Below are 22,288 nucleotides of genomic sequence, written 5' to 3'. Positions count from 1 at the left end.
GTCGTCTGCTGGGACAAATACAGGCAACGATTTCGGGGGTGACCGTGCCTGAGCTGTGGGCCGGTACGGACGCGGGCAAGGCCGAGCATCACTGCGTGGTGATCGACACCGACGCCAAGCGGGAGCTGTCGCGGCGGGTGGCCAACGACGAGGCCACACTGCTCGAACTGATCGCGGACGTTCTCGCGTTGAGCGATGGCGCGCCGGTGACCTGGGCGATCGATCTCAACGCCGGCGGGGCCGCTCTGATGATCGCTGCTGACCGACAACGGACAGCGGGTCCTGTACATCCCCGGCCGCACCGTCCACCACGCAGCAGCCTCCTACCGAGGCGAGGGGAGGACCGACGCGAAGGACGCATTCGTCATCGCGGACCAAGCCCGCATGCGCCGTGACCTGAAGATGATGCGCCGCGGTGACGAAATCGCCGTGGACCTGCGCACTCTTACCTCTCGCCGCCTGGATCTGGCTGCTGACCGCACGAGGGCGATCAACCGGATGCGGGCCCAGATGCTGGAGTACTTCCCCGCCCTGGAACGCGCCTTCGACTACAAGACCTCCAAGGCCGCACTGGTACTCCTCACCACTTATCAGACCCCGGCTGCCTTGCGCAGGATCGGCAACAACCGGCTCACGACGTGGCTGAAGAACCGAAAAGTCCGCAACTACAAGGCCGTCGCGGCCACCGCACTCGGGGCCGCCGAAGCCCAGCACACCGCCGTGGCCGGGGAGAAGCTGGCCGCCGTTGTCGTGGCCAAGCTGGCGACGGAGGTGATGGCCCTCGATGCGGAGATCGCCGGGACCGACGCCATGATCGAGGGCCGGCTTCGCGACCATCCGTCCGGCGAGGTCATCCTGAGCATGCCCGGCCTCGGCCCTGTCCTGGGCGCCGAGTTCATTGCCCACACCGGCGGTGACATGAGCGTCTTCGGCAGCTCCGACCGCCTCGCCGGCGTCGCCGGCCTGGCCCCTGTCCCCAAAGACTCGGGACGCATCAGCGGCAACATGCGCCGACCACGGCGCTACCGCCGACGTCCTCTGCGGGTCTTCTACATGTCTGCCATGGTCGCCGCCCGATGCTGCCCCGTCTCGAAGGCGTTCTACGAGCGCAAACGAGCCGAAGGTAAGAGTCACAAGCAGGCCGTCATCGCCCTTGCACGCCGCCGCTTGAATGTCTTGTGGGCCCTCATACGCGACGGCCGTACCTTCGAGATCACCGCACCGCCGAACCCTATCGCGCTGGGCTGATCCACTTACGGCGAGTCACCAGCCGGGATTGACAACTCCATCTCTGTTCTTGCGTGGGTATCCCCGGCTTCAGCCGGGGAGGGAAACGCATCCTAAGCCCGGAGGCGCGAAGCGCCGGAGTTCGCTCCGCCTCTGTCGTTAAGGTCAGATAGGCCGCTTCTGGCCTTCGATGTACTGGCGGATCACGGTCAGCGGTGCACCGCCGCATGATCCTGCGAAGTAGGAGCGGGACCAGAACACTGACCCCATGCCGATCCGGTTGATGCGGCCGGTGTACTCGGCCCGCAGGTACCGGGAGCTGACGCCCTTGAGGGAGTTGATCAGTTTGGACAGGGCGACTTTTGGCGGGTAGTGCACCAACAGGTGCACGTGATCCGCCTCGCCGTTGAACTCGCGTAGCTCTGTCTCGAAGCTGGCGCAGACCTCTCGCATGATCTCCTCGCACCGTTTGAGCATGGCGTCATCGAAAACGTCACGCCGATACTTGGTGACAAACACCAAGTGTGCGTGGAGGTCGTAGGTGACGTGGCGTCCGGTGCGGATATCGGGGTTTGACTTCCAGCGTGGTGACATACGCCAAGGGTAGTATGATCAAGCGAGCCGACGTGGAAGGGGGTGGGTCGGATGATTCGTGCGTATAAGTTCCTTATGCGGCCCACCGTGGGCCAGACGATCGTGCTGGGCGAGATGCTGCGGGATCACTGCTCCCTCTACAACGGTGCCTTGCAGGAGCGCCGTGACGCCTACCGGCACGTGTCGAAGACGAGCATCAAGTACGGATCGCAGTCCGCGCAGCTCAAGGAGATCCGGGCGCACGACCCGGAGCGGCAGGGCCGGTGGTCCTTCTCCTCCCAGCAGGCGACGTTGCGCCGTCTCGACAAGGCATTCGCCGCGTTCTTCCGCCGCGTCAAGGCCGGGGAAACGCCGGGCTACCCGCGCTTTCGTGGCGTGAACTGGTTCGACACGGTCGACTTCCCCAAGGACGGGGACGGCTGCCGCTGGGACTCCACCCCGCACGACCCGGCCACCCGCGTCCGCTTCCAAGGTGTCGGGCACGTCAAGGTCAACCAGCACCGGCCGGTGGTCGGCAAGGTTAAGACCGTGTCCCTCAAGCGTGAGGGCAAGCGCTGGTACGTGATCCTGACCGCCGAGCAGACCGCGCCCAAGCCGCTTCCCGCGACCGGCTCAGTGGTCGGCATCGACATGGGCATAGCGAACTTTCTTGCCGACTCGGGCGGCGAGTTCATCGAGAATCCCCGGCACGGGCGGAAGGCCGCCGCGAAGCTCGAAGCAGCACAGCAGGGGCTCGCTCGGTGCAAGCGCCGCGGCAACCGGCGTGTCGGCGTAAGAAGGCGGTCCAGAAGGTTGCTGACCTGCACCGCAAGGTCCGCCGTCAGCGCCTTGATCACGCACACAAGACCGCGTTGGGCCTGGTCCGCGAACACGACTTCATCGCGCACGAAGACCTTAAGATCCGCAACATGGTCAAGGCCCCCGCACCGAGGCCCGACCCCGACCAGCCGGGCCGCTCCCTGCCCAACAGGGCCGCCGCAAAGGCCGGACTCAACCACTCGATCTCGGATGCCGGATGGGGGGTGTTCCTGACGATCCTGCACGCCAAGGCTGAAAGTGCCGGACGAGACGTGATCGCTGTGGACCCCCGCAACACCTCCCGGACCTGCCCCGAATGCGGGCACGTCGCAGCGGAGAACCGGCCCACACAGGAGAAGTTCCACTGCGTCTCGTGCGACCACAGCGCGCACGCGGACACGGTGGGCGCCCTGAACGTTCTACGGGCCGGGCTGGCCCGTCGCGAAGCCGTACCGGCATAGCGAGCAGCCCCCTCGTCCACGAGGGGGAGGAGTCACTGGGAATCGTTTGGTGACCGGCCACCATGGGCTTCAGCCCTTCGCTGTCGTGGGTGTTGGCGGCGGAGAGGCCGACGATCAAGGGAAGTCCGTTCGCGTCCGACAGGATGCGCATCTTGGAACCCGGCTCGCCTCGGTCCACGCGGCTCGGACCTGAAAGTTCGCCCCTTTATAGCGCGCACGTGGGCGGAGTCGAGGACGGGAGACGTCGATCAGGCCGGCGTCGTCGAGCTGGTGCAGGACGGCCTCGTGCAGCCGGCCCCAGTTAAGGTCCACGCGCTGGGTGAGCCGAAGTCGCTGAACTGGCTGCGCAAGCGGGTCGAAAAGATGCTCCCGAAGATCGACCTGCCGGACCTGCCGGACCTGCCGGTGACGAACGGCGTCGGCAGCGGCACCTCCAGAAGCGGCAGGCTATGCTCCGCGGCGGCCTCGGTGAGGGCGGGCGGCACCCGTTGGTGGGTAAGCCCGGTCCCGAAGCCGAGGGCCGCGACGTCGGCCCCGACCAGCCGCCGGACGCACAGGCCACTGTTGATGACCGACCCGGACGGCCGCAGGCCGGTGGTCAGCAGCAGCTCGCCGCTGCTCGGCTAGGAGGTGGGGTCTGCGAACTCGATGCTGTGCGCCCACTGCACCTGCCGCTCGAGGTTGTCATGGCCGGTCAGCACGGTGAGACCGAGGTCATGGCAGTCGACAAGCCAGCGGAAGGGGACACGAGCGGAGTTCATGGCTCCTCTTATGGCGAATACGGGGGGTAGCACAGTTTGGGGGCGTGGCAGTACGATTCCGGCCAGCCGCGCGGGAAACGGAACACCGCGAGAGCCACGCAACGTACGACTGGATCGGTCCGCCGCAGCATGCCCGAGAATTAATACCCGCCGGGCGGCTCGTGCACGTACCACCAGTTCGGGGCGGGCTGTTCAATTTCGGTACCTCTGTTTCGGGTAAAACTGTCTGCCGCTGCGCACGACGCAAGGAGGCCGAATCTAGTGGTGTACACCAGAACCAGCGAAGCAGTGAGCGGTGGCCGGAAATGCCCGGAAATGGACAATCGGAGCCCGAGCCCGAGCCCCGACCGTGCGACGGGGCAACTCGACCACCCGCGACCGGCGATGACGAGCCGTGCCCGCGCCATGATCGAGCCGACCCTCCGTGCCGCGGTCGACCGCCTGCCCGAACCGGTCCGCCGCATAGCCAGGTACCACTTCGCCTGGACGGACGAACACGGCATGCCGCAGTCTCGCGCCGGCGGCAAGGCCGTTCGCCCGGCGCTGGCGCTGCTCTGGGCGGAGGCTGTCGGCGGCAGCGCAGATCTCGCAGTGCCAGCCGCCGCGGCCGTCGAGTTGGTCCACAACTTCTCACTCGTCCACGACGACATCATGGACAGGGACACCCTGCGCCGACACCGCCCCGCCGCCTGGGCCGCCTTCGGCGTCCCCCGCGCGCTCCTCACGGGCGACGCCATGCTGGTCCTGGCATTCGACCTTCTCGCCCAGACTTCGCCTGCCGTCGTCCTGACCGCCATGCGGCACTTCTCCGACACGCTCCTGAAGCTCGTCGACGGCCAGAGCGCGGACCTCAGCCTCGCGGACCGCCCGGACACCGCCGTCACCCTCGACGAGACCCTGGCCATGGCGGCCGGGAAAACCAGCTCCCTCATCGGCTGCGCCTGCGCCCTCGGCGCGCTCACCGGCGGAGCGTCGCCCGAACACGTCCAGCGGGCCCACGACTTCGGTTACCAACTCGGCCTCGCCTTCCAGCTCACCGACGACCTGCTGGGCATCTGGGGCGACCCCGCCGTCACCGGCAAACCAGCCCTCGCCGACCTCCAAGCACGCAAAAAATCGCTCCCCGTCGTGGCCGCCCTGACCACCGGAACCCCACAGGCCGACCACCTGGCCGAGCTCTATCTGAGCCCCGAGCCGCTCACCTCCGCCGACCTCGAAACCGCCGCCGAGCTGATCGAGCAGGCCGGCGGCCGCAAGTGGTGCGAAGCCGAGGTGGACCGCCGGCTCGCCGCGGCTCTCGAATCCCTGGACGAGATTGACCCGGCCCCAGGGCCGCGCGACGAACTCCACGCAATCGCACGGCTGATTAACCACCGGAACCACTGAGTGCCAAGCGCCGACTCCACGACCCGCTCTCCCGACAACGCCGATGGTGAGGCCTCAACCATGACCAACAGCCCCTCCTCCAGTGCCCACGCCGTGCCGACGGCCCCCGGCCGGGTCCCGCTCCTTGGCCACATCCCCTCCGTTCTCAGGCACAGTCCGGTGGCGACCCTGCGATCGCTCCAGGCCTACGGCGACATAGTCGCTCTCCACCTGGGCCCGGCGACGGTCTACGTGGTGAACTCGCCCGACCTGATCCACCGCATGCTGGTGACGGAAGCCGACAACTACCGAAAAGGGCGCCTTTTCACAAGGAGCGCCGACATGGTCGGCAATGGCATCGCCAACTCTGATGGCGAATTCCACCACCGGCAGCGGCGCTTGATTTTGCCGGCCTTCCACCGGACGCGGATGCGCGCCTACGGAGATGTGATGCGCGGTCAGACCGAAGCGATCTCCGACGCCTGGCAACCGGGCACAGTGCTCCCCCTCGAGAAGGAGATGAACCGTCTGACCGCCCGGGTGACGGCCAAGACGTTGTTCACCTCCGAGCTCGGCGATCGCGCGGTGGCTGAGGTCCAGGAGACGGTTCCCATCATGACCAAGGAGGCCATGCGGCGGGTCATGGTCCCGGATGTGATCAACCGTCTGCCGACGCCCGGCAACCGCCGGTTCTTCGCGGCCATTGCCCGCATACGCAAGGTCCTCGACGAGGTGATCTCGGCGTATGAGGAGCAAGGCGTCGACCACGGCGACCTGTTGTCCGTGCTCCTCCGGGCCCGGGACGAGGAGACCGGCGAGGGCATGACCCACGTACAAGTCCGCGATGAGCTCGTCACGCTGCTCGCCGCCGGCACCGAAGCCACAGGCACCGCCCTGTCCTGGCTCTTCTACGAGATCACCCGGCATCCGGAGGTCGAGGAGCGGCTGCTCGCGGAGCTCGAGGCCGTGCTTGCAGACCGACCCGTCACTTTCGACGACCTTCCGAAGCTGGAGTACGCGGCACGCGTCGTCGACGAGACGCTGCGGCTCCGCACGCCGGGCTGGATGTCCATGCGGCGAACCAGGGCGGACGTGGAGTTGGGCGGCGTCCACATCCCGGCGGGGACAGAGCTCATCTACAGCCCGCATGCGGTACACCACAACCCCCAGCACTACCCAGACGCCGAACGCTTCGACCCGGACCGCTGGCTCTCCGCGCCGGCGGATCGACGTACGTTCATCTCCTTCGGCGCCGGCAAGCACAAATGCGTCGGGGACCACTTCGCCCGCACCATGATGCTGATAGTGCTAGCCACCATCGTCAGGAAGCGGCGGCTGACCACGGTCCCCGGCTACAAGCTGCGAGAGGTCGCAGCCATCAACCTCCGCCCGAAGACCCTGCCGATGACCGTGGAGGCGCGGGCGGAGTGACGTACGGCCCGTCCCGAACCCGGTCTGATGCGAACGCCCAGCATCACGCTAAAACACTTGTCCCCTTGCCGTAGCTGCACGAGCGCAGGGCCGTTGAAAGGGCCATCGCCGACCAGATCCGCGTCCGCCGCGACTGCAATCAAGGACATTCGATGAAATACGTTCAGCCATTGCACATTCCTGCACTGTACTGCCCGATCCCGTTGAGACAGCCGCACTCGCAAACCGACTGCATCCAGCAGCGGTCTTTGGAATGGATCTCCGGATTCGAAGTCGCGGATGCGGCAACCCTCACCAGCCCGCAATGGGCGACAGTACCTCGAGTCGCATGCTGGATGCTCCCCTGGGCGGATCAAGACCGCCTACAGGTGTATGCGGACTGGGTGTGCTTCACCATGATCGACGACTCATTCGACGGTGACCAGTCCGGCCCGTCTGACCCCGGCGCGCTAGCCGTCCTGGGCTCGCACCTGATCCGGGTCGCCCAGTGCCCCGACTCAGATCTGTTGCCTGGCTACGGCTGGGCCAACGTCCTGCGGGACATCATGGCCCGGCTGGCCCGGCTGGGAGCCACCTCTGCACAGCTGACCTGCTTGGTCGAGGCGACGCGCGCGTTCGTGCTCGGTGTGACATGGGAGGCGGCCTGCCACCGCAAGACGGAGATGCCTACCATCGACGACTATGCGTTGATGCGGCTGAATTCTGGAGGCATGCTCACCTACGCGGCCCTTTACCCCATGCTCGAAGGATACGAACTCACCCAGCAGGAGATACACGCCTCATCCGTGCGGGCACTAACGGAGATGGCGGCCACCCTGAGCAGCTGGGACAACGACTTCTTCTCCCACTTCAGAGAACGCTCCGAAAATCCGCGCCCCATCAACCTCATCGAAGTTTTCGCATCCGCGCACGGCTGCTCCTCGCAGCAGGCGGTAGGGCTGGCGCTGAACCTGCGCGACAAAGTGATGTCACGATATTTGCGCCTGGGCGAACAAGTCCGCGCCGACGCCAGTGAGAATCTACGCCGCTACCTGACCGGTTTGGATCAGATGATCCGCGGCAACATCGATTTCAGTATGGGCACAGAGCGCTACGCCAACCCCTACAACGGCGATCCCGCCGAGGTCCCCTGGGCCACTTTCCCCCGCTACACCACCGATACCCCCTCCAACGATGACCCCGAACCGCCCCCGCTGCCTTCCATCACCTGGTGGTGGAAGGACCGGCTTTGACTTCTGCTCCCTGCCCTAAAGGAATCCGTTGGGAAATGCGTAAACCGGCCGGTGTGATCTTGTGGCCAGGCAGCGAGTTGGAGTCGGGCGAGGTATGAGGTGCGGGTTTGGCCGAGGGGTGTTTCGCTGGGCCAGGCGTCGAGTCTGATGATGTTGATGGCGGTGGCGGCGAAGATGTGTCCGAGGTGGGTTTTGGGCAGGCCCGTGTAGCGGGTCCCGGCTGATGCGGGTGCGCCTGGGGCAGCGGAGAATTCCGGGTCGACGGACGCGGGCACTTCCCAGTGTCCCAATGCCACCGCCTCGCCGCGATGCCCTTCCCACACCCGTCCGCCTTGTGCGAATGCGGCGGACAGTCCGGTGCCCAGGGAGACGTACAGGAACGAGCCGAGCCCGCGGCCGCGGCCGAACCGGGCCTCGGTCAGTGCCCCACAGCGCATGTCCGACTCCACGGCTACCGGCCGTGCGGGTACCAGCGGGTCGAGCAGGTCTGCGGGCTGGACGGACCGGTCGAGGACCTCGCAACTGGTCAACTTCCCTGTCGCATCGAGGTATTCGGGAAAACCGGCACCGATGCCGACGACTTCCGCGCGGATGGCTGCGGCCGCCTCGGTCATCTCCCGCGCCACGGTGACGGTGCCGACGAGATCCGGATCCCGCCTTCCGTCCCGCACGGCAGGGCGTGCGGCGGAGTGCAGCACGGTGCCGTCGGCGGTCACCAGACCGGAGACGAGCGTGGTGCCCTCGATGTCGAGGGCCACCACCACGCGCGCGCCTTCGGCCTCGGAGCCGGTCAGCAGCGTGCTCACGGCTGCCATCCCTCCGGTACGCGCCCGGCGCCCGCCCAGTAGCGGGGCCCCGTCGCCGTCGACGTCCATCAGTTCGCGCCGTCGGTCTTCCAGTGCTGCCTGCTGGTCTGCGCTCTATGTGAAGTGCTCACCCTCGTAGTTCTCGTGGCACGTATCCAGCCCGACCCGCCCCAGCAACTCGATCCCATGTGCGTCGCGCGCGGCCACGATGTGGGCGGCGGTGACGTAGACAGCGTCGACGTCGTGCTCATCGGGTAGCAGTTCACGTGTGGCCAGGCCCTGGTGGACGGCTGCGGCGACCTCGGTGTCGGCGACGGTGGCGTCCGTGGTGACGACATGGGTGATCAGGTGCGGGGCGTGGGGTTCGCAGGTCTCGCTGAGGTGAGTCTTGTAGCCGCACCAGCCCGAGCCGCGCTTGGTCGCGTAGCGGGCGTCGGGGTCGTAGGGCGAGGCGAGCCGGCGTCTGCCCGGCGGGAGGTCTTTGCCCTCACGCCAGCACACCTCCTTGCCGGCGCGGTGGTACTGCTCCACCCCGGCCCGGCGCAGGACCTGGACAGCGGGGACTTCCCGTAACCACGATGGAACCCGGGGTGCGTAGACGGCCTCCAGGATGGTGAGGCCGTCCCTACCGACCTGCCCGGCCCACTCGGCGCGGACGTTGTCGCCCTTGGGAAAGCGGTAGGAGTCGTCGTAGCGTTTGGCCCAGTCGGCGGCGAGCAGCAGCGACAGCCATGCCGGGGCGGCGACCAAGGCTTCCAGCGCTGCACGCAGGTTCTCGCCGACGAACTCCATCCGGTTCAACGTCCGAACGGCCGCAAGAACATGGGTGGAGTCGGTGCGCTGACGCCCCCGGAACGCAGCAGGCCGAGGCCAGAGATCCGCTCCAGGATGAGGTCCAGGACCCTTTCCTCCAGGCCGTGCTCGATCAGCCGGGCGTGGAAGTCGCTCGGCACAGAGAAGCAGAACCCCGAACCGTCCAGCACCAGACCAAGGAGGAACTTCCAGTCCATGCGGGCCCGCACCTGGTCAGCGGCCTGCCTGTCGGTCAGCCCCTCTGCGTATTGCAGCACGCGAGAACGCCCAGCAAGGAGCGTTCGGGCATCAGGGCCGTGATCTGCTGCTCCAACGGCCGACGGAGGCGCGCTGGCTGGCGGCCCATAGCTAGCGCCGCTCACGGCTCAGCCCTTGACTGCACCCCGCATGATCCCACCGACGATCTGCTTGCCGAACAACGTGAAGGCGAGCAGCAGGGGAAGGGTGCCGAGTAGTGCGCCGGCCATGATGACCGACTGGTCCGGGATATAGCCGCGACCCAGGCCGGTCAGAGCGACCTGTACGGTCGGGTTGTCCTGGGTCAGCGCGATGATCGGCCAGAAGAAGTCGTTCCACGCCTGGACGAAGGTGAGCATGGCCAGCACCGCCATCGCTGGCCGCGCGGCCGGGAAGACCACATGCCACAGCATGCGAAGGCTGCTCACACCGTCCACCCGAGCCGCCTCGATCAGCTCGGTCGGCAGCGCCTCGGTGAGGTACTGCCGCATGAAGAACACGCCGAATGCACTGACCAAGGTCGGCAGGATCACCGCCTGCAACTGGTTCGTCCACTCCAGTTGAGCGACCAGCATGAACAGCGGCACCACGGCGAGCTGCGGCGGCACCATCATGGTGGCAATAGTCAGCATCAACAGGACGTTCTTAAGGCGGAAGCGCAGCTTGGCGAAGGCGAAGCCGGCGATGGTGGAGAACAGCACGGTGCCGACCGAGATCGTGGCCGCTACCGTGGTCGTGTTGAGCAGGGCCAGGCCCATGTTGCCGTCGGACCAGGCCGTCTCCAAGTTGGCGAAGATCCTTCCGCCGAACCAGAAAGGCGGGGGTGTCTCTGCCAGCCGGGTGTTGGTACGGGAGGCGGCGATGGCCGTCCACACCAGGGGGAAGAGGGAACCAGTGGTGAAGAGGATCAATACGGCGTAGGTGATCCTGCCACCGCTCAGCTGCCCGTCCAGGCGCTGTGCGTTGCCCACGCGCCGCGGTGTCACGCGCTGCTGCGCAGCGGTGGCCTTCCCTGTCATGTCGCTTTCTCCCCAGGGTTCTTGCGCAGCGCCCATATCACGGCGAGATAAAGTGGAAAGATCACCAGTAGGATCAGAAACATCGTCCAGGCGATGGCCGCTGCTCGGCCGAGGTGGAAGTTGATCCAGCCCTGCTCGTACATGTAGAGGCCGAGGGTCTGGAACTGGTGCGAGGCGCCGCCCTTCTGGCCGCCAGCTCCGCCGAACAACAGCGGCTCGCCGAACAACTGGGTCGCGCCGATTGTGGACACGACCACGGTGAATTGGATCGTCGGCCGCAGGGAGGGGATCGTCACGTGGATGAACTGCTGCCAGCGGGAGGCCCCGTCCAGGGCCGCCGACTCGTACAGGTCGTTCGGCACGGCCTGCATAGCGGCCAGATAGATCAACGCGTTGTATCCGGTCCACCGCCAGATCACGATTGACGAAACTGCGATCTGCGAACTCCATTTGCCGTTTTGCCAGTCGATGGAGTCGATCCCGACCTGGCCGAGAGCCCAGTTGACCATCCCATAGTCGCGTCCGAAGAGCAGCACGAAGACGAGTGTCGCGGCCGCCACCGAGGTGGCGTATGGGGTGAGCATCACGACCCGGAAGAACGTTGAACCGCGTAGGCGGTAGTTGAGCAGTTGTGCGACCCCGAGCGCCATCAGTAGCTGCGGGACTGTCGAGATCACCCCGATGGTGAAGGTGTTACGCAGCGCGTTCCAGAAGAACTCGTCCTCCAGCAGGCGCGTGTAGTTGTGCAGCCCGTCCCACTCCATCGCTGTTGGGTCGTTCAGCGAGACGTGGTGCAGCGACGTCCATCCCGTATAGAGCAGCGGGAAGAGGCCAAAGGCGGTGAAGCAGAGGAAGAAGGGCGCGATGAAGGCGTACGGGCTCCAGCGCAGACCTCGCCGGTAGCGGCGGTTGCGCCGTTCGGCTTTGCGCTCTGCTTTGAGCCGCTCGCGGTGGGCTGCGCCCCCCTGCTTGGCGGGGGGCACAGCCATTCCGGACTCGACAGCCATCGGTGTCGCCGTCACTGGTCCAGGGCGTTGTCGATGTCTTTCACTGCCGCGGCCCAGCCCTGGTCGGGCGTCTTGCCCTGCTGCTCGACCTGGAGGATGCCGACGTCGGTGATGGTGTTCTGGATGATCTGGTCCTTCTCGCCGATCACCAGCGTCGGGATGTCTTTGGCGGCGTCGGTGAAGATCTCGCCGATGGGGGCATCGTCGAAGAAATCATGCTTAGCACTGGCGACTTCGGGTAGCTCGTAGGCCGCCTGCGAGCTTGGGAAGCTGCCTTGCTTCTGGAAAAGCTTGGCCTGCTGCTCGGGTGCGGTCAGCCAGGTGGCGAGCTTGATTGCCTCGTCCTTGTTCTTGACTGCCTCGGGGACGCTGAGGAAGGAGCCGCCCCAGTTGGCGGGCTTGGGGGCCGAGGCGATGCCCCACTGGTCCTCGGCCTTCGTCCCGGCCTTCTCCTTAATGTAGCCAAGCATCCAGGGTGGGCAGGAGACGGTGGCGAAGCGGCCGTTGGCGTATGCCTGATCCCAAGTCTGGTCGAACTGCTTGAGCTTAGCTGTCATCTTCCCTTCGATGACGTCCATGGCCAGGTTCCAGGCCTCTTTGACGGCCGGGCTGTCCTTGTAGATGAGCTTGCCATCCTTGTCGTAGTAGCGTTCTACGCTGCCCGAGATGACGGCGTTGTAGACCCCTCCTGCGGCGTCCACGAAGGTTGTGCCCTGAGGGGCGTTGGCCATGTAGGCCTTACCGGCGTTGACGTATTTCTGCCAGTCGCCCGTCCACAACTTCCCGACCTTCTCCGGGTCGGTGGGCAGCCCGGCCTTTTTGAACAAGTCCTTGCGGTAACAGATCGCTATCGGCCCGATGTCGGTGCCGAGGCCGACCGTTCTTCCGCTCGCTGTCGTGGCCTGCGCCCACTTCCACGGAACAAAGCTGTTCTTGTCGACGCCCTGAGCCTTGCCGAGGTCGACGAATTGGTCGGAGTGCCGGTTCACGATCTCGGAGATGTTGCCGACCTCGAGGGCCTGGATGTCCTGCATGCCGCTGCCAGTTCCGAGATGGGTAAGCAACTGCGGGTAGTACTGGTCGAGCCGCTCGATCGAGGTCTCCTTGATGGTGACGCCGGGGTTGAGTCTCTCGTACTCGTCGTACAGCCCGGCCTGCTTGTAGCCGAAGACACCGAAGACCCCGATGGTGACTGTGATCTTCCCCTTGCCGTTCGTGCCGCCCGAACTCCTGGACCCCGGTGTGTCACTGTCGTCGGCGCAGCCCGCCAGCAGGACGGCGCCCAGAGCGACGACGGCCGTGAGAGCAACCGCCCGGTGAGAGGTGTGGGACTTCATTCGCATTTCGTCCTCCTGTGCAACTAACGGTCAGCTCCGGCTCCCCGTGATCGGCCCGCGACTCCAGCGACATCCAGCCACTCGATCGACGAACGACACGATCGTGGCAGCTCGGACAGCCCCTCATCACCGGTTTGCGGATTTCCCAGCAGAGTCCTTCAGGACGGGGAGGGGCCACGGGCCGCTTGACGATTCCTGCTCACGTTGCTGGGGGCATGGGTTCTGCCAGGCGGGGCACTGCAACTGACCTTTCGCGGCGTGCACCGACCGAATCAAGTCATTCCCGGGGCTGCGTGAACCTTGTCGGGCGGAACTCGTAGTCACGGGTGCCCGATCCGGGGTCTTGGATGTTCGGGGGCTTTGCATAGTGCAGGAAATGGCGGACAGACTGAAGTGTGCGGTCGAGCTCACGGAGGCAGCGGTGGCACAGATAGCCGACCTGTCGCGCCACCAGGAGCCCGGGCTGGCACCGGCACCTATGCGAACCTCCCGACCAAAACGCAGAAAGAGCATGATGAGGGCTCACGTACGAGGACGACACCGAGACGAGGTCCCAGCCCGCTGTACTGGACGAGGATGAGGATGCCCGTGCCCTGGTACAGGCGGTTCGTCGTGTTGATCGATCCGAGGAGTGCCCCCTTGGGGGCGTTCGCTTACGTGGACACACTGGAGAAGCCAGGATGCACGAGCGCCAACCCGAACGCGCAGCGCACCTGCATCTGCGGACGACACCTTGCGGCACGCCTGCGCAGTGACACGGCCGAGGTGCCGTTGGCCTGCCCCCGCGCGCGTGATGTGCGAGATGGCTCCTCGCGCAGAACGGTAGATGCCGTGCACATGCGTCGATCAAGGACCGTGCTGTGCGTGATGCCTCGCCCTGCCATGGCTGTTCGCATGCCGAGACAATCCCTCGCTCGAGGTGAGCCGAGCCGAGCCCGGCATGCCAGGGGCATTGGTGACCCACGATGTGGAGTGGCTAGCCGGCCGCGCCACGGCTCTCTCGTCGAGGCAGTGGGTGCGCGCGGTCACGGTGACGTCTCCCGGGGCTGGTGTGACCGTCGGTGCGGCACTACAGGGAGTGCTCGACGCACGGGTGGCTTAATGCCACACCGGCAGTGGCCAGAAACCTCGAGACAGGTTCGGCCCACTTGGCCGGGCTCCTGAAAGAAGCGGTGGATGCTCACACGTGTGGGCCACACCCGATGACAATGACATTTCAGGCTCAAACCAGCTTCCTACGTTGGGATTCCTCTCCATGTCCACCTTCCCGCCCGGTTTCCGGTGGGGCGTCGCCACGTCCGCATACCAGATCGAAGGAGCGGCACGCGAGGACGGCCGCGGCCCCTCCATCTGGGATACCTTCAGTCACACGCCAGGGAAGATCGCCGGCGACGAGAACGGCGACGTCGCCATCGACCATTACCATCGCTACCGCGACGACGTTGCGCTCATGGCCGAGCTCGGACTGAACTCGTACCGCTTCTCAGTGTCTTGGCCGAGGGTGCAGCCGACCGGGAGCGGCCAAGCAGCCCCGCGCGGTCTGGACTTCTACCGTCGGCTCGTCGACGAACTGCTCGGTTATGGCATCAAGCCTGCCCTCACCCTCTACCACTGGGACCTGCCGCAGGATCTGGAGGACGCGGGCGGCTGGCCGGAGCGCGACACGGCGTACCGGTTCGCCGAGTACGCTGCGCTGGTCGGTGAGGCCCTGGGCGACCGGGTCGAGCAGTGGATCACGATCAACGAGCCGTGGTGCGGGGCATTCCTCGGCTACGGCTCGGGCGTACACGCGCCGGGCCGCACCGACCCGGTGGCGGCCCTGCGCGCCGCCCACCATTTCAACCTCGCCCATGGCCTGGCCACATCAGCCCTACGCGGCGTCTTGCCGTCCAGTAACAGCATCGCGGTGAGCCTGAACTCGGTGAGCGTTCGGTCGGTCACGGACTCGCCAGAGGACCAGGTGGCCCGGCGGCGCATCGACGACCTGGCGAACGGGATCTTCCACGGTCCGATGCTGCACGGCGCCTACCCCGAGCACTTGTTCGCGGACACTGCCCAGGTTACGGACTGGTCGTTCGTACGCGACCAAGACCTAGCGGTCAGCCACCAGCGGCTGGACTGGCTGGGCCTGAACTACTACACGCCCGCACTGGTGTCCGCGGCCGCCGACCCCGCCTCTGCGTCCTGCATGGAGGGGCTCGGCACGAGCGCGCACTCCCCTTGGCCGGGCGTGGACGACATCTCTTTCCACCAGCCGCCGGGCGAGCGCACCGCGATGGGCTGGACCGTCGACCCCTCCGGTCTGTACGACCTGCTGCTGCGCTACAGCGGAGAGGTGCCGGGACTGCCCCTATACGTCACCGAGAATGGCGCCGCGTACGACGACAAGCCCGAGCCGGACGGCCGGGTACACGACGCGGAGCGGATCGCCTATCTAAATGGGCACCTGGCTGCCGTTCGCCGCGCTATCCGGGACGGGGCGGACGTGCGTGGTTACTACCTGTGGTCCCTGCTGGACAACTTCGAGTGGTCGTACGGCTACGAGAAGCGGTTCGGCTCCGTTTACGTCGACTACGCAACCTTGGCCCGCACCCCCAAGTCGAGTGCCATTTGGTACGGGCGAGCGGCGCGGAACGGATCCCTGCCCCCGGTCGACGACTGCATATAGACCCGACTAACGGTCAGCACCGAACCGATCCTGAGCAGTGAGCAGAGTGAGACCTGGCCCCCGGCGCGCCCCGAACGGTTTTGGGCGCACTGGTCCTCCGCTTCGCCGCCGGCCGGCGACGCATAACCCGTATGCGGTCCGTCCCAGGTGGGCGGCGGGACCCACTCGGACATGCCGCTCATGACGCTGCCTGCACAGGTGCCGCTATCCGGCCCGGCAGGGCTGGGACGCCTGAGAGGACGGCGCAACCCACGAGGGCACAGCACCAGGTCGAGGTCACCGGCGCTACGGCCTCGGCCTGGCCCGCTATCCGCACGAACAAGACGCGACCTTGGCCGGGATCGGCCGCCCGGACCTCAAGACCCGCCACTGGCAGGGCAAGTCCGACCTCCTGGACGCGGAGGCCGCGGCCAGGGCGGCGCTTGCCGAACGTCGCACCAGGAGCCCGCCTCACCCAGGAGATCAACCCGGTCCTGACCGAGCGAGACACTGTCGGACCAAGAAGCGAATCACGCGTACAGCGCAATAGACCCCAGAGAGCCAGCCTCTCACTGATGCCGGCGCCTGCTGGGTGTCTCCAGGCAGCGGTCCGGTATTACTGATCGGTGGAAATAACTGTGGGGTTGCGGTTGAAGGCTTCCCGGGCGATTTCCACGCGGCTGCTCATCCCAAGTTTGGCCAGGATATGGGAGATGTGCGTCTGCACCGTGCGCCGGGTGAGGTACATGCTCTGTGCGATGTCGGACGTGGAACAGCCGGTTGCGACCAGAAGGGCGACCTTGTTCTCGGCCGGGGTCAGGGCGTCCCAGCCGTGCGTGGGCCGCTTGGGCCGGGAGCCGCGCACGCCGCAACGGATCCCGTACTGGCGCAGCCGCCCCTCGGCACGGCGGATGTCCCAGGCCGCGCCGAACCGGCTGTAGAGGTCGATCGCCTCGCCGATCACATGCTTGGACTCGGCCGTGTTCCCTTGCTCAGCGAGAACGACGGCCAGGTCCTCCAACGCACCCGCCTGCTCCACCCGTACGCCGACGGCTCGGTAGTGCTCTATCGCCGACCGCAACGGCGCCGTATCGCGCTCATACAGTCCTGTGCACCAGTCGGCAGCCGCCGCGGCCCGGGCGGGCACCTGTTCCGCGGCGGCCTCGGCTCGGCAGGCTTCCAGCGCGGCCACGGCGGCAGAGCGGTCATCCACGGCCAATGCCAGGCGGAGCACCCCCGGCAGCCATTGATGGATCAGCGTCATCTCGCTGGGCTGCCGGGCGAGGAGACCACCCAGGTGCGATAGAGCACGGTGCTGGTCACCGTCCTGCTCGGCGGCGAGCGCTTGCGCGAACAGCATGAAGTCAGTGTTCTCGCGATCGGCGATCGTGACCGGTGGCTGACGCAGCCCGGCCCTCAGGTGTGCATCGGCCGTGGCGCGATCGTCCCGGCGGACAGCGACGAGGGCGGCTACTCCGTGCCACAGCCACACGGGGCCGCTCTCGCGCAAGCCCCGGTAGGTCATCGCGGAGATGCTGTGGTCGACGGAGTCAAGCTCCGCCAGCGCGTCGTCCCATTGGCCCAGCCAGTACATGAGGACCGCGGCGGTGACGCTTGACATGGTGTCCTCGCCACGGTCGGAGTTGAACAGGAACTGCCGCGCCTCCCGCAGGGCTTTCTCGGCGTCTGACCAACGGCTCAAGTTCTGCAGGGTGAAGATCCTGGCGTGCAACGCATAAGCCCGCAGGTCCGCGTGGTTGTCGTTGTTGCTCAGCGTCTGTAGCGCCTGGTCCACGCATTCCAGCGCCGACAGGTGCCGCCGCTGCACAGAATGGTTGGCCCACAGATTGGTGAGCGCGTATGCGACGGCGACAGTGTCCCCAGCTTTCTCGCCGATCTCCAGGGCGCGGCGCGCGGTGGAGCCGGCGGCGTCGAGCGCGCCCGTGCCCGCTCGTTGGAACATCGCCAGTGAGCCGAGCAACCGAGCTCGCCAGGCGTCTGGCACGTCGGTTTGCTTCAACGCCTGCCCCAGGGCTGCGACGGCTGCGTGGTTGTCACCGCCACTGAACAGTGCCCGGGCCAACACCCAGTACATCCGTCCCCGGTCGGCCGGATCCTTCGACACCGCCAGGGCCTGCCGGGCGCGGATCGCGGCTTTCTCGTGATCACCAGTGCCGATCAGAATCTGGGCAAGGGCCACGCTGAACACGGCACGGTCACTGTCGTCTGCGACCCCATGCTCCAGTTCCCGATGCAGCAGCTCAGTAGCGATGTGGGGCGCCCTGACCGCCAGCACCGGTGCGCTGTCGGCGAGCCAGCGCCGCGCCCAGCGGTTGCCGACGCGGCCCGACTCCAGCAGTTGCTGCGCCACACGTTGAGGCTCGACACTGCCGATGTCGTGGAGCGCCCGGGCCGCGTCCTGGTGCAGCGCGACGCGCAATGCCGTCGGCATGCCGTCGTAAAGTGCCTGGCGGATCAGTGGATGCCGGAATGCCATCTGCTGACCGGCGTCGACGAGGATCCCGGCTGCGGCAGCCTCTTGCAGATAATTAGCGATGCCGATGGTGGACCGGCCCAGGAGGGCTGCCACCTCCGTCACCGCGAACTCCCGGCCGAGCAGCGCGGCCACCCGCAGCATGTCCAGCGCCTCGGCGCCGACGAAGCTCAACCGGCTGTCCAGCGCCGCAGCCAACGACCGCCGGACTGTGCTCAACGAGGTCTCCCGCAGCTCGGCGTGCTCGCCGACCGTCACCCCCCCTTCACGTACCAGGGACTCGACCAGCTCCCGCGCGTACAGGGGATTGCCGCTGGTCTGAGCGGCAAGATCGACCAACGCAGGGCCCGGGGGAGCGCCGACGACATCGGCCAGCAGATCATAGATAGCGTCCGGACCAAGTGGCCCCAGCGAGATCGTTGCCGTGGTGTGGCCGCGTAGAGCGGCGCGCAGTTGTCGCATCCCCCATCCACGGGGAACCGGTCGGCAGGACAGGACCAACAACAGCGGTAGGTGCGCGGCGGTTGATGCCAGGCGCCGGCACACATCCAGTGACATGTCGTCGGCCCACTGCACATCGTCGAGCACCATCATGGTCGGCGCGCTGGTGCAGTCCTCCTCGATGAGGGTGACGAGCATGTCGGGCACTGCGGCGTGTACGGCGTTGCTCAGGAGGGCGTCAGGCCACTCGGCGCGCGCGACGCGCAGGAACTCCGCGTTGCGTGGGTCGGTCGCGTGCTGCGTGATCCCGAGGCAGTCGTACAGCAAGCGCAGCGGCAAAGGGTGAGTGGCCTGATCGGCGACGCCGAACAGCACTGTGCAGCCCGCGTCCTGGCCGGCCGCGGTCGCTGCGGCGACCAGCGACGACTTGCCGATACCGGGCTCACCTTCGACCAGAACCACCCCGCCGGTGCCCGCCTGCAGCTGTGCGATGGCATCTCGCAATACCGTCAGCTCGGCCTCGCGTCCCACAAGACGATCCGGGAGACCCAACGCCATCGTCGATTCTCCTCGCCTCGGAGGAGATATCCGGGGTTTAGGAGTGGTATGTCCTGCACTCGCCGTCATGTGGCCTCCACCCCGCCTCACCAGCCAATTTCCCGCTCGGCACAAAGCGTACTGCCGCAGTCGCAGCCTGCCACGCTCTGCACAAGAATCGCCGATCCCACGTCGACGGTGACGATGTGCCGCTTCGGCACCACTGCGTTGGCGAAGTCCTGCCGTCATGCGGCGATGCATGAGCACCCAGGCGCGTCCGAGTATGTGAGGTTGCCAGCACCGGCGACGGCGTCCGCGCCACAGCTGCCATGGGCGAGCTGGGAGCCGCCATCGGCGCCCTGGCCATTCTGAACCGGGAACCGGACGAACTTCTCGCGGTCAACGTCTTTACCGGTCGAACGGTGGCCACCCGAGGATGGCGGCCGCGGCGGGTAAGGGCAGCAGACACACCAGCAGGACCGCTGCCCGGTGGTGCCACATTGACTCGAGCCGTCGGCGCCAGAACCGGATTGGCGTAGCGCTTCCGTGTTGCTCGTCGATCACCATGGCACCCCTCAGTACGTACGAAAAGACTCTCTGTAAACGGACACGTGCGGTTTGCGGTTTTGGGTCGTGGTTTTTCGATGCGCTTGCGGTGAAGATGTAGGAAGCGCTGAGGGTGGGAATGTCGCGACACTATGTTTCTGGCTGGGCTGGCCGGGCCGACGAGTTCTGTGCGGTGCGTGGCCTGCGGGGTCATTGCTACGGAACTTGAGCATTCGCTCCATCCGGTCACCCGTGTGTACATCCGCTCTCGAGAACCGGTCGGGTTCCAGCCTATGTAGTGGTGCACCGTGTCCCGAGGAATCATGCTGGTCCGCGCACCGAACTCCAGCAGCGGCGCCTCCAGCTCGGGAACCGCATCGACCGGCTCGACCCCGTGGCGTTTGACCGAGCCGACGAGCAGAGGGAGCGGGTTCACGTTGGATCGTGAGGTTCCTGGTCATCGGTTGAGGTCGGCGTGGGCTTCTGCGCGGGCGAGGATGTTTCCCAGGGACCGTAGGGCGTAGAAGAGGCGTGATTTGACGGTGCCTTGGGGTATGTCGAGTGCGGTGGCGACTTCCTCCAGGGAGTGGTCCATCAGGTAGACGCGTCGGATGATGTCGCTCTGTTGTGGTGTGAGCTTGTGCAGGATCTGCTGGACGGTCAGCTCGCTCACGATGCGTCCGGAGATGTCTATGCTGGTGAGCATGTGGCTGGGCCGGGAGGGGTTGTAGGGGATTTCTTGGGGGCGGCACTGGCTGCGGCGGTGGAGGTCGATGAGGAGGTTCTTGGCGACGGTGATCAGCCATGGGCGTGCGCCTTCGGGTTCGGCGGAGAGTTTCTCGGCGTTGGACCAGGCCCGCAGCATTGTCTCCTGCACGATGTCCTCCGCGATCTGGCGGTCGCCGTTGACGCGTGAGAGCAGCAGGGATGTGAGGTAGAGGGCGTTTTCCGTGTACAGCTGCTCGATGAGGGCTGTCCGCCGCTGCGGGGTGAGTGGCAGAGCCTCCCCTTGGGCCTCGTCCGACGTGGTTGGATCCGTTGCGGAGGGGTGCGTACTGCGCGTCGCGGCCGCAGCCGTTCGGTACGGCGGCGAGACCGGATCATCACAGTCGCGCTTGGGCGATAGCAGGCCCAGGCGTCTGGGAGCCGATGGGGAGGGAGCGTGCCGAGGAGGGTCGATGGTGCACGCGGTCGGCAGAAGCGGCGCGGCGGGTGCTGACAGGGTGGGTGCTGACATGGGCTTCTCGCTTTCCTGAGCGGTAGGGGCGCCGGAATTCCGCTGCGGCTGTACGGGCAGGGAGGCGCTGCGACCGGATCTCGTTCTGCTGAACGGCTCCTGACACACCGGTGATGTCGCTGCATTGCGCCGAGGTGATGCTGAACGTGATCTGAGGGATGTCCGTCAGCTCATCGAGGGGCCAGCTGCTGAAGAAGTTGACCGGCGAACTTCCTCATCGCGGGCCAATATCGGAGTCCGCTTTCGGTATGGCCGTTGGGCCTGGCTCACTGACCACCGGCCGTATCCGGTTGCTCGCGGGTTCCCTGGGCGGGGGCACTGTCCGTGCCTGCCAGTTTGTGCCCGCCAGCCAGGGACGCCCCGGCCCGCTCGGTCGCGCGTTCATCCAGATCGGCCGCATGATCCGTTCCAGTGCGAGCACTACCCGGGCGCCGGGCTCTACAGCGAACGAGAAGAGGGAAGCCACCGTATGAGCTCCCTGATCACGGACGAGATCAGCACAAAACCGCACTCGTCTTTCGTCCCTGACGATCGCTCACCCACCCATGGACGCCGAGTCTCCTCAGGAAGAAGAGGGAACGGCGGCGGCGGAGGTGTGCGCAATTGGTGCCGATCGGCTTGTCGGCGGATAACTCGTCCACGGGCAGGGACTCCGGGTTCGGGTCGTCGCCGCCAGCGACGATGATGCTCTTCAGTAACTTGCCAAAGCTGCTCTTGGCGGTCTTCGGGATGACGCCGGCGTAGGCGGTAAGCCCTTCGCACAGCGTGATCTCCGGGCTTAGCGCCTGCTCCGCGGGGCCCGCCTCGGTCCCGTCCGAGCCGAAGGTCACGGTTGGTAGCTCGCCGGGCAGGACACAGGTGATGCCGGGCTTGGCCTTCGGCGTGAGCAGGATGTAGCCGGCCTGGGCCTTGGTTGTCGTGCTCCAGATGATGTCGTTGGCGGCGCAGCCCTGGCCGTAGCCCGGCTTGTCAGCGACGCTGTCGACGTTCGCGCCGGAAGAGCCGGTCGTGGTCTCGTCGCCGGAGGACACCTTGGTGCTGCTGTAGGCCTTGTCGCCGCGATCGGTGTCCTTGCCGGTATCCGAGGTCCGTACGACGGCCACCTGGTATCCGTCGGCGGTCAGGTGGTCAAAGACCCCCTGCCAGCCTGATCCGTCCGCGGAGCCACCGCGTACGAGCGCGATGTTCCTGATGATTGCCATGATCGTCTCTGATCTGGATGGACAGGCCCGGTGCCTGTCCGGCGTGCTCCATAAAAGTCGCGTTAAAGGAGAGAGAACACGCAGAGCCGCACGCAG

At 66.3% G+C, this 22,288-nt stretch carries 15 protein-coding genes and 4 pseudogenes; 6 read left to right on the top strand and 13 right to left on the bottom strand.

The genetic code is table 11. The annotated features are described in order from the left end of the window. The first annotated feature begins 44 nt into the window (after nt 1-44). Nucleotides 45-1,248 (top strand): annotated as a pseudogene (locus OHB49_RS42905) (IS110 family transposase). 144 nt (nt 1,249-1,392) lie between these two features. Here OHB49_RS42905 and tnpA read toward each other — a convergent pair. Then, on the bottom strand, nt 1,393-1,821 hold the full coding sequence (tnpA, locus tag OHB49_RS42900) for an IS200/IS605 family transposase (RefSeq protein WP_329166998.1): 429 nt from the start codon (nt 1,819-1,821) through the stop codon (nt 1,393-1,395). 51 nt (nt 1,822-1,872) lie between these two features. Between tnpA and OHB49_RS42895 the strand changes: the two are divergent. After that, nucleotides 1,873-3,080: pseudogene (locus OHB49_RS42895) on the top strand (RNA-guided endonuclease InsQ/TnpB family protein). Nucleotides 3,081-3,123: 43 nt separating this feature from the next. Here the strand turns inward: OHB49_RS42895 and OHB49_RS42890 are convergent. The 3 genes and pseudogenes from OHB49_RS42890 to OHB49_RS42880 form a co-directional block, all read right to left on the bottom strand. Continuing rightward, nucleotides 3,124-3,380, bottom strand: a pseudogene (locus OHB49_RS42890) (IS5/IS1182 family transposase); the annotation flags it as partial. Nucleotides 3,381-3,547: 167 nt separating this feature from the next. After that, nucleotides 3,548-3,637 (bottom strand): annotated as a pseudogene (locus OHB49_RS46015) (hypothetical protein); the annotation flags it as partial. Between the two features lie 66 nt (nt 3,638-3,703). Further along, nucleotides 3,704-3,841 carry a hypothetical protein gene (locus OHB49_RS42880; protein WP_329166996.1) on the bottom strand — a complete coding sequence of 46 codons (138 nt, stop codon included), beginning with the start codon at nt 3,839-3,841 and terminating at the stop codon, nt 3,704-3,706. 384 nt (nt 3,842-4,225) lie between these two features. Between OHB49_RS42880 and OHB49_RS42875 the strand changes: the two genes are divergently transcribed. From OHB49_RS42875 to OHB49_RS42865, 3 genes are all read left to right on the top strand, one after another. Next, nucleotides 4,226-5,227, top strand: a complete 1,002-nt coding sequence (locus tag OHB49_RS42875; protein WP_329166994.1) for a polyprenyl synthetase family protein — start codon at nt 4,226-4,228, stop codon at nt 5,225-5,227. A 60-nt stretch (nt 5,228-5,287) separates the two neighbouring features. Further along, the gene (locus OHB49_RS42870) at nt 5,288-6,637 is read left to right on the top strand and encodes a cytochrome P450 (RefSeq protein ID WP_329166991.1); all 1,350 of its coding nucleotides are present in this window, start codon (nt 5,288-5,290) and stop codon (nt 6,635-6,637) included. A 152-nt stretch (nt 6,638-6,789) separates the two neighbouring features. Beyond that, nucleotides 6,790-7,869 carry a terpene synthase family protein gene (locus tag OHB49_RS42865; protein ID WP_329166989.1) on the top strand — a complete coding sequence of 360 codons (1,080 nt, stop codon included), beginning with the start codon at nt 6,790-6,792 and terminating at the stop codon, nt 7,867-7,869. Here the strand turns inward: OHB49_RS42865 and OHB49_RS42860 are convergent. The 6 genes from OHB49_RS42860 to OHB49_RS42835 form a co-directional block, all read right to left on the bottom strand. Then, nucleotides 7,785-8,675: an ROK family protein gene (locus OHB49_RS42860; RefSeq protein WP_329166987.1), complete on the bottom strand. Its 891-nt coding sequence runs from the start codon at nt 8,673-8,675 to the stop codon at nt 7,785-7,787. The two genes, OHB49_RS42865 and OHB49_RS42860, sit on opposite strands and share 85 nt — an antisense overlap. A gap of 114 nt (nt 8,676-8,789) precedes the next feature. Further along, on the bottom strand, nt 8,790-9,467 hold the full coding sequence (locus OHB49_RS42855) for a hypothetical protein (RefSeq protein ID WP_329166985.1): 678 nt from the start codon (nt 9,465-9,467) through the stop codon (nt 8,790-8,792). Between the two features lie 5 nt (nt 9,468-9,472). Then, the gene (locus OHB49_RS42850; protein ID WP_329166983.1) at nt 9,473-9,745 is read right to left on the bottom strand and encodes a transposase; all 273 of its coding nucleotides are present in this window, start codon (nt 9,743-9,745) and stop codon (nt 9,473-9,475) included. 108 nt (nt 9,746-9,853) lie between these two features. After that, complete coding sequence (locus tag OHB49_RS42845; RefSeq protein ID WP_329166981.1) at nt 9,854-10,744, bottom strand: carbohydrate ABC transporter permease; 891 nt, start codon at nt 10,742-10,744, stop codon at nt 9,854-9,856. Further along, nucleotides 10,741-11,733: a carbohydrate ABC transporter permease gene (locus OHB49_RS42840; protein WP_329166979.1), complete on the bottom strand. Its 993-nt coding sequence runs from the start codon at nt 11,731-11,733 to the stop codon at nt 10,741-10,743. Before OHB49_RS42840 ends, OHB49_RS42845 begins: the two co-directional genes overlap by 4 nt. 29 nt (nt 11,734-11,762) lie before the next feature. Beyond that, nucleotides 11,763-13,094, bottom strand: a complete 1,332-nt coding sequence (locus tag OHB49_RS42835; protein ID WP_329166977.1) for an ABC transporter substrate-binding protein — start codon at nt 13,092-13,094, stop codon at nt 11,763-11,765. Between the two features lie 1,249 nt (nt 13,095-14,343). Between OHB49_RS42835 and OHB49_RS42830 the strand changes: the two genes are divergently transcribed. Next, on the top strand, nt 14,344-15,756 hold the full coding sequence (locus OHB49_RS42830) for a GH1 family beta-glucosidase (RefSeq protein ID WP_329166976.1): 1,413 nt from the start codon (nt 14,344-14,346) through the stop codon (nt 15,754-15,756). A 595-nt stretch (nt 15,757-16,351) separates the two neighbouring features. Here OHB49_RS42830 and OHB49_RS42825 read toward each other — a convergent pair. The 3 genes from OHB49_RS42825 to OHB49_RS42815 all read right to left on the bottom strand — a co-directional run bounded on the left by OHB49_RS42825 (nt 16,352) and on the right by OHB49_RS42815 (nt 22,093). Continuing rightward, nucleotides 16,352-19,228, bottom strand: coding sequence for a helix-turn-helix transcriptional regulator (locus tag OHB49_RS42825; RefSeq protein WP_329166975.1), 2,877 nt, complete (start codon nt 19,226-19,228; stop codon nt 16,352-16,354). A 982-nt stretch (nt 19,229-20,210) separates the two neighbouring features. Further along, nucleotides 20,211-20,990 carry a sigma-70 family RNA polymerase sigma factor gene (locus OHB49_RS42820; RefSeq protein WP_329166974.1) on the bottom strand — a complete coding sequence of 260 codons (780 nt, stop codon included), beginning with the start codon at nt 20,988-20,990 and terminating at the stop codon, nt 20,211-20,213. 494 nt (nt 20,991-21,484) lie between these two features. Then, complete coding sequence (locus tag OHB49_RS42815) at nt 21,485-22,093, bottom strand: DUF4232 domain-containing protein (RefSeq protein ID WP_329166973.1); 609 nt, start codon at nt 22,091-22,093, stop codon at nt 21,485-21,487. Between the last annotated feature and the right edge of the window lie 195 nt (nt 22,094-22,288).

It is taken from the genome of Streptomyces sp. NBC_01717 (assembly GCF_036248255.1).
In the GTDB taxonomy this organism is placed as follows: domain Bacteria; phylum Actinomycetota; class Actinomycetes; order Streptomycetales; family Streptomycetaceae; genus Streptomyces.
This window is presented reverse-complemented; position numbering and strand designations above follow the sequence as displayed.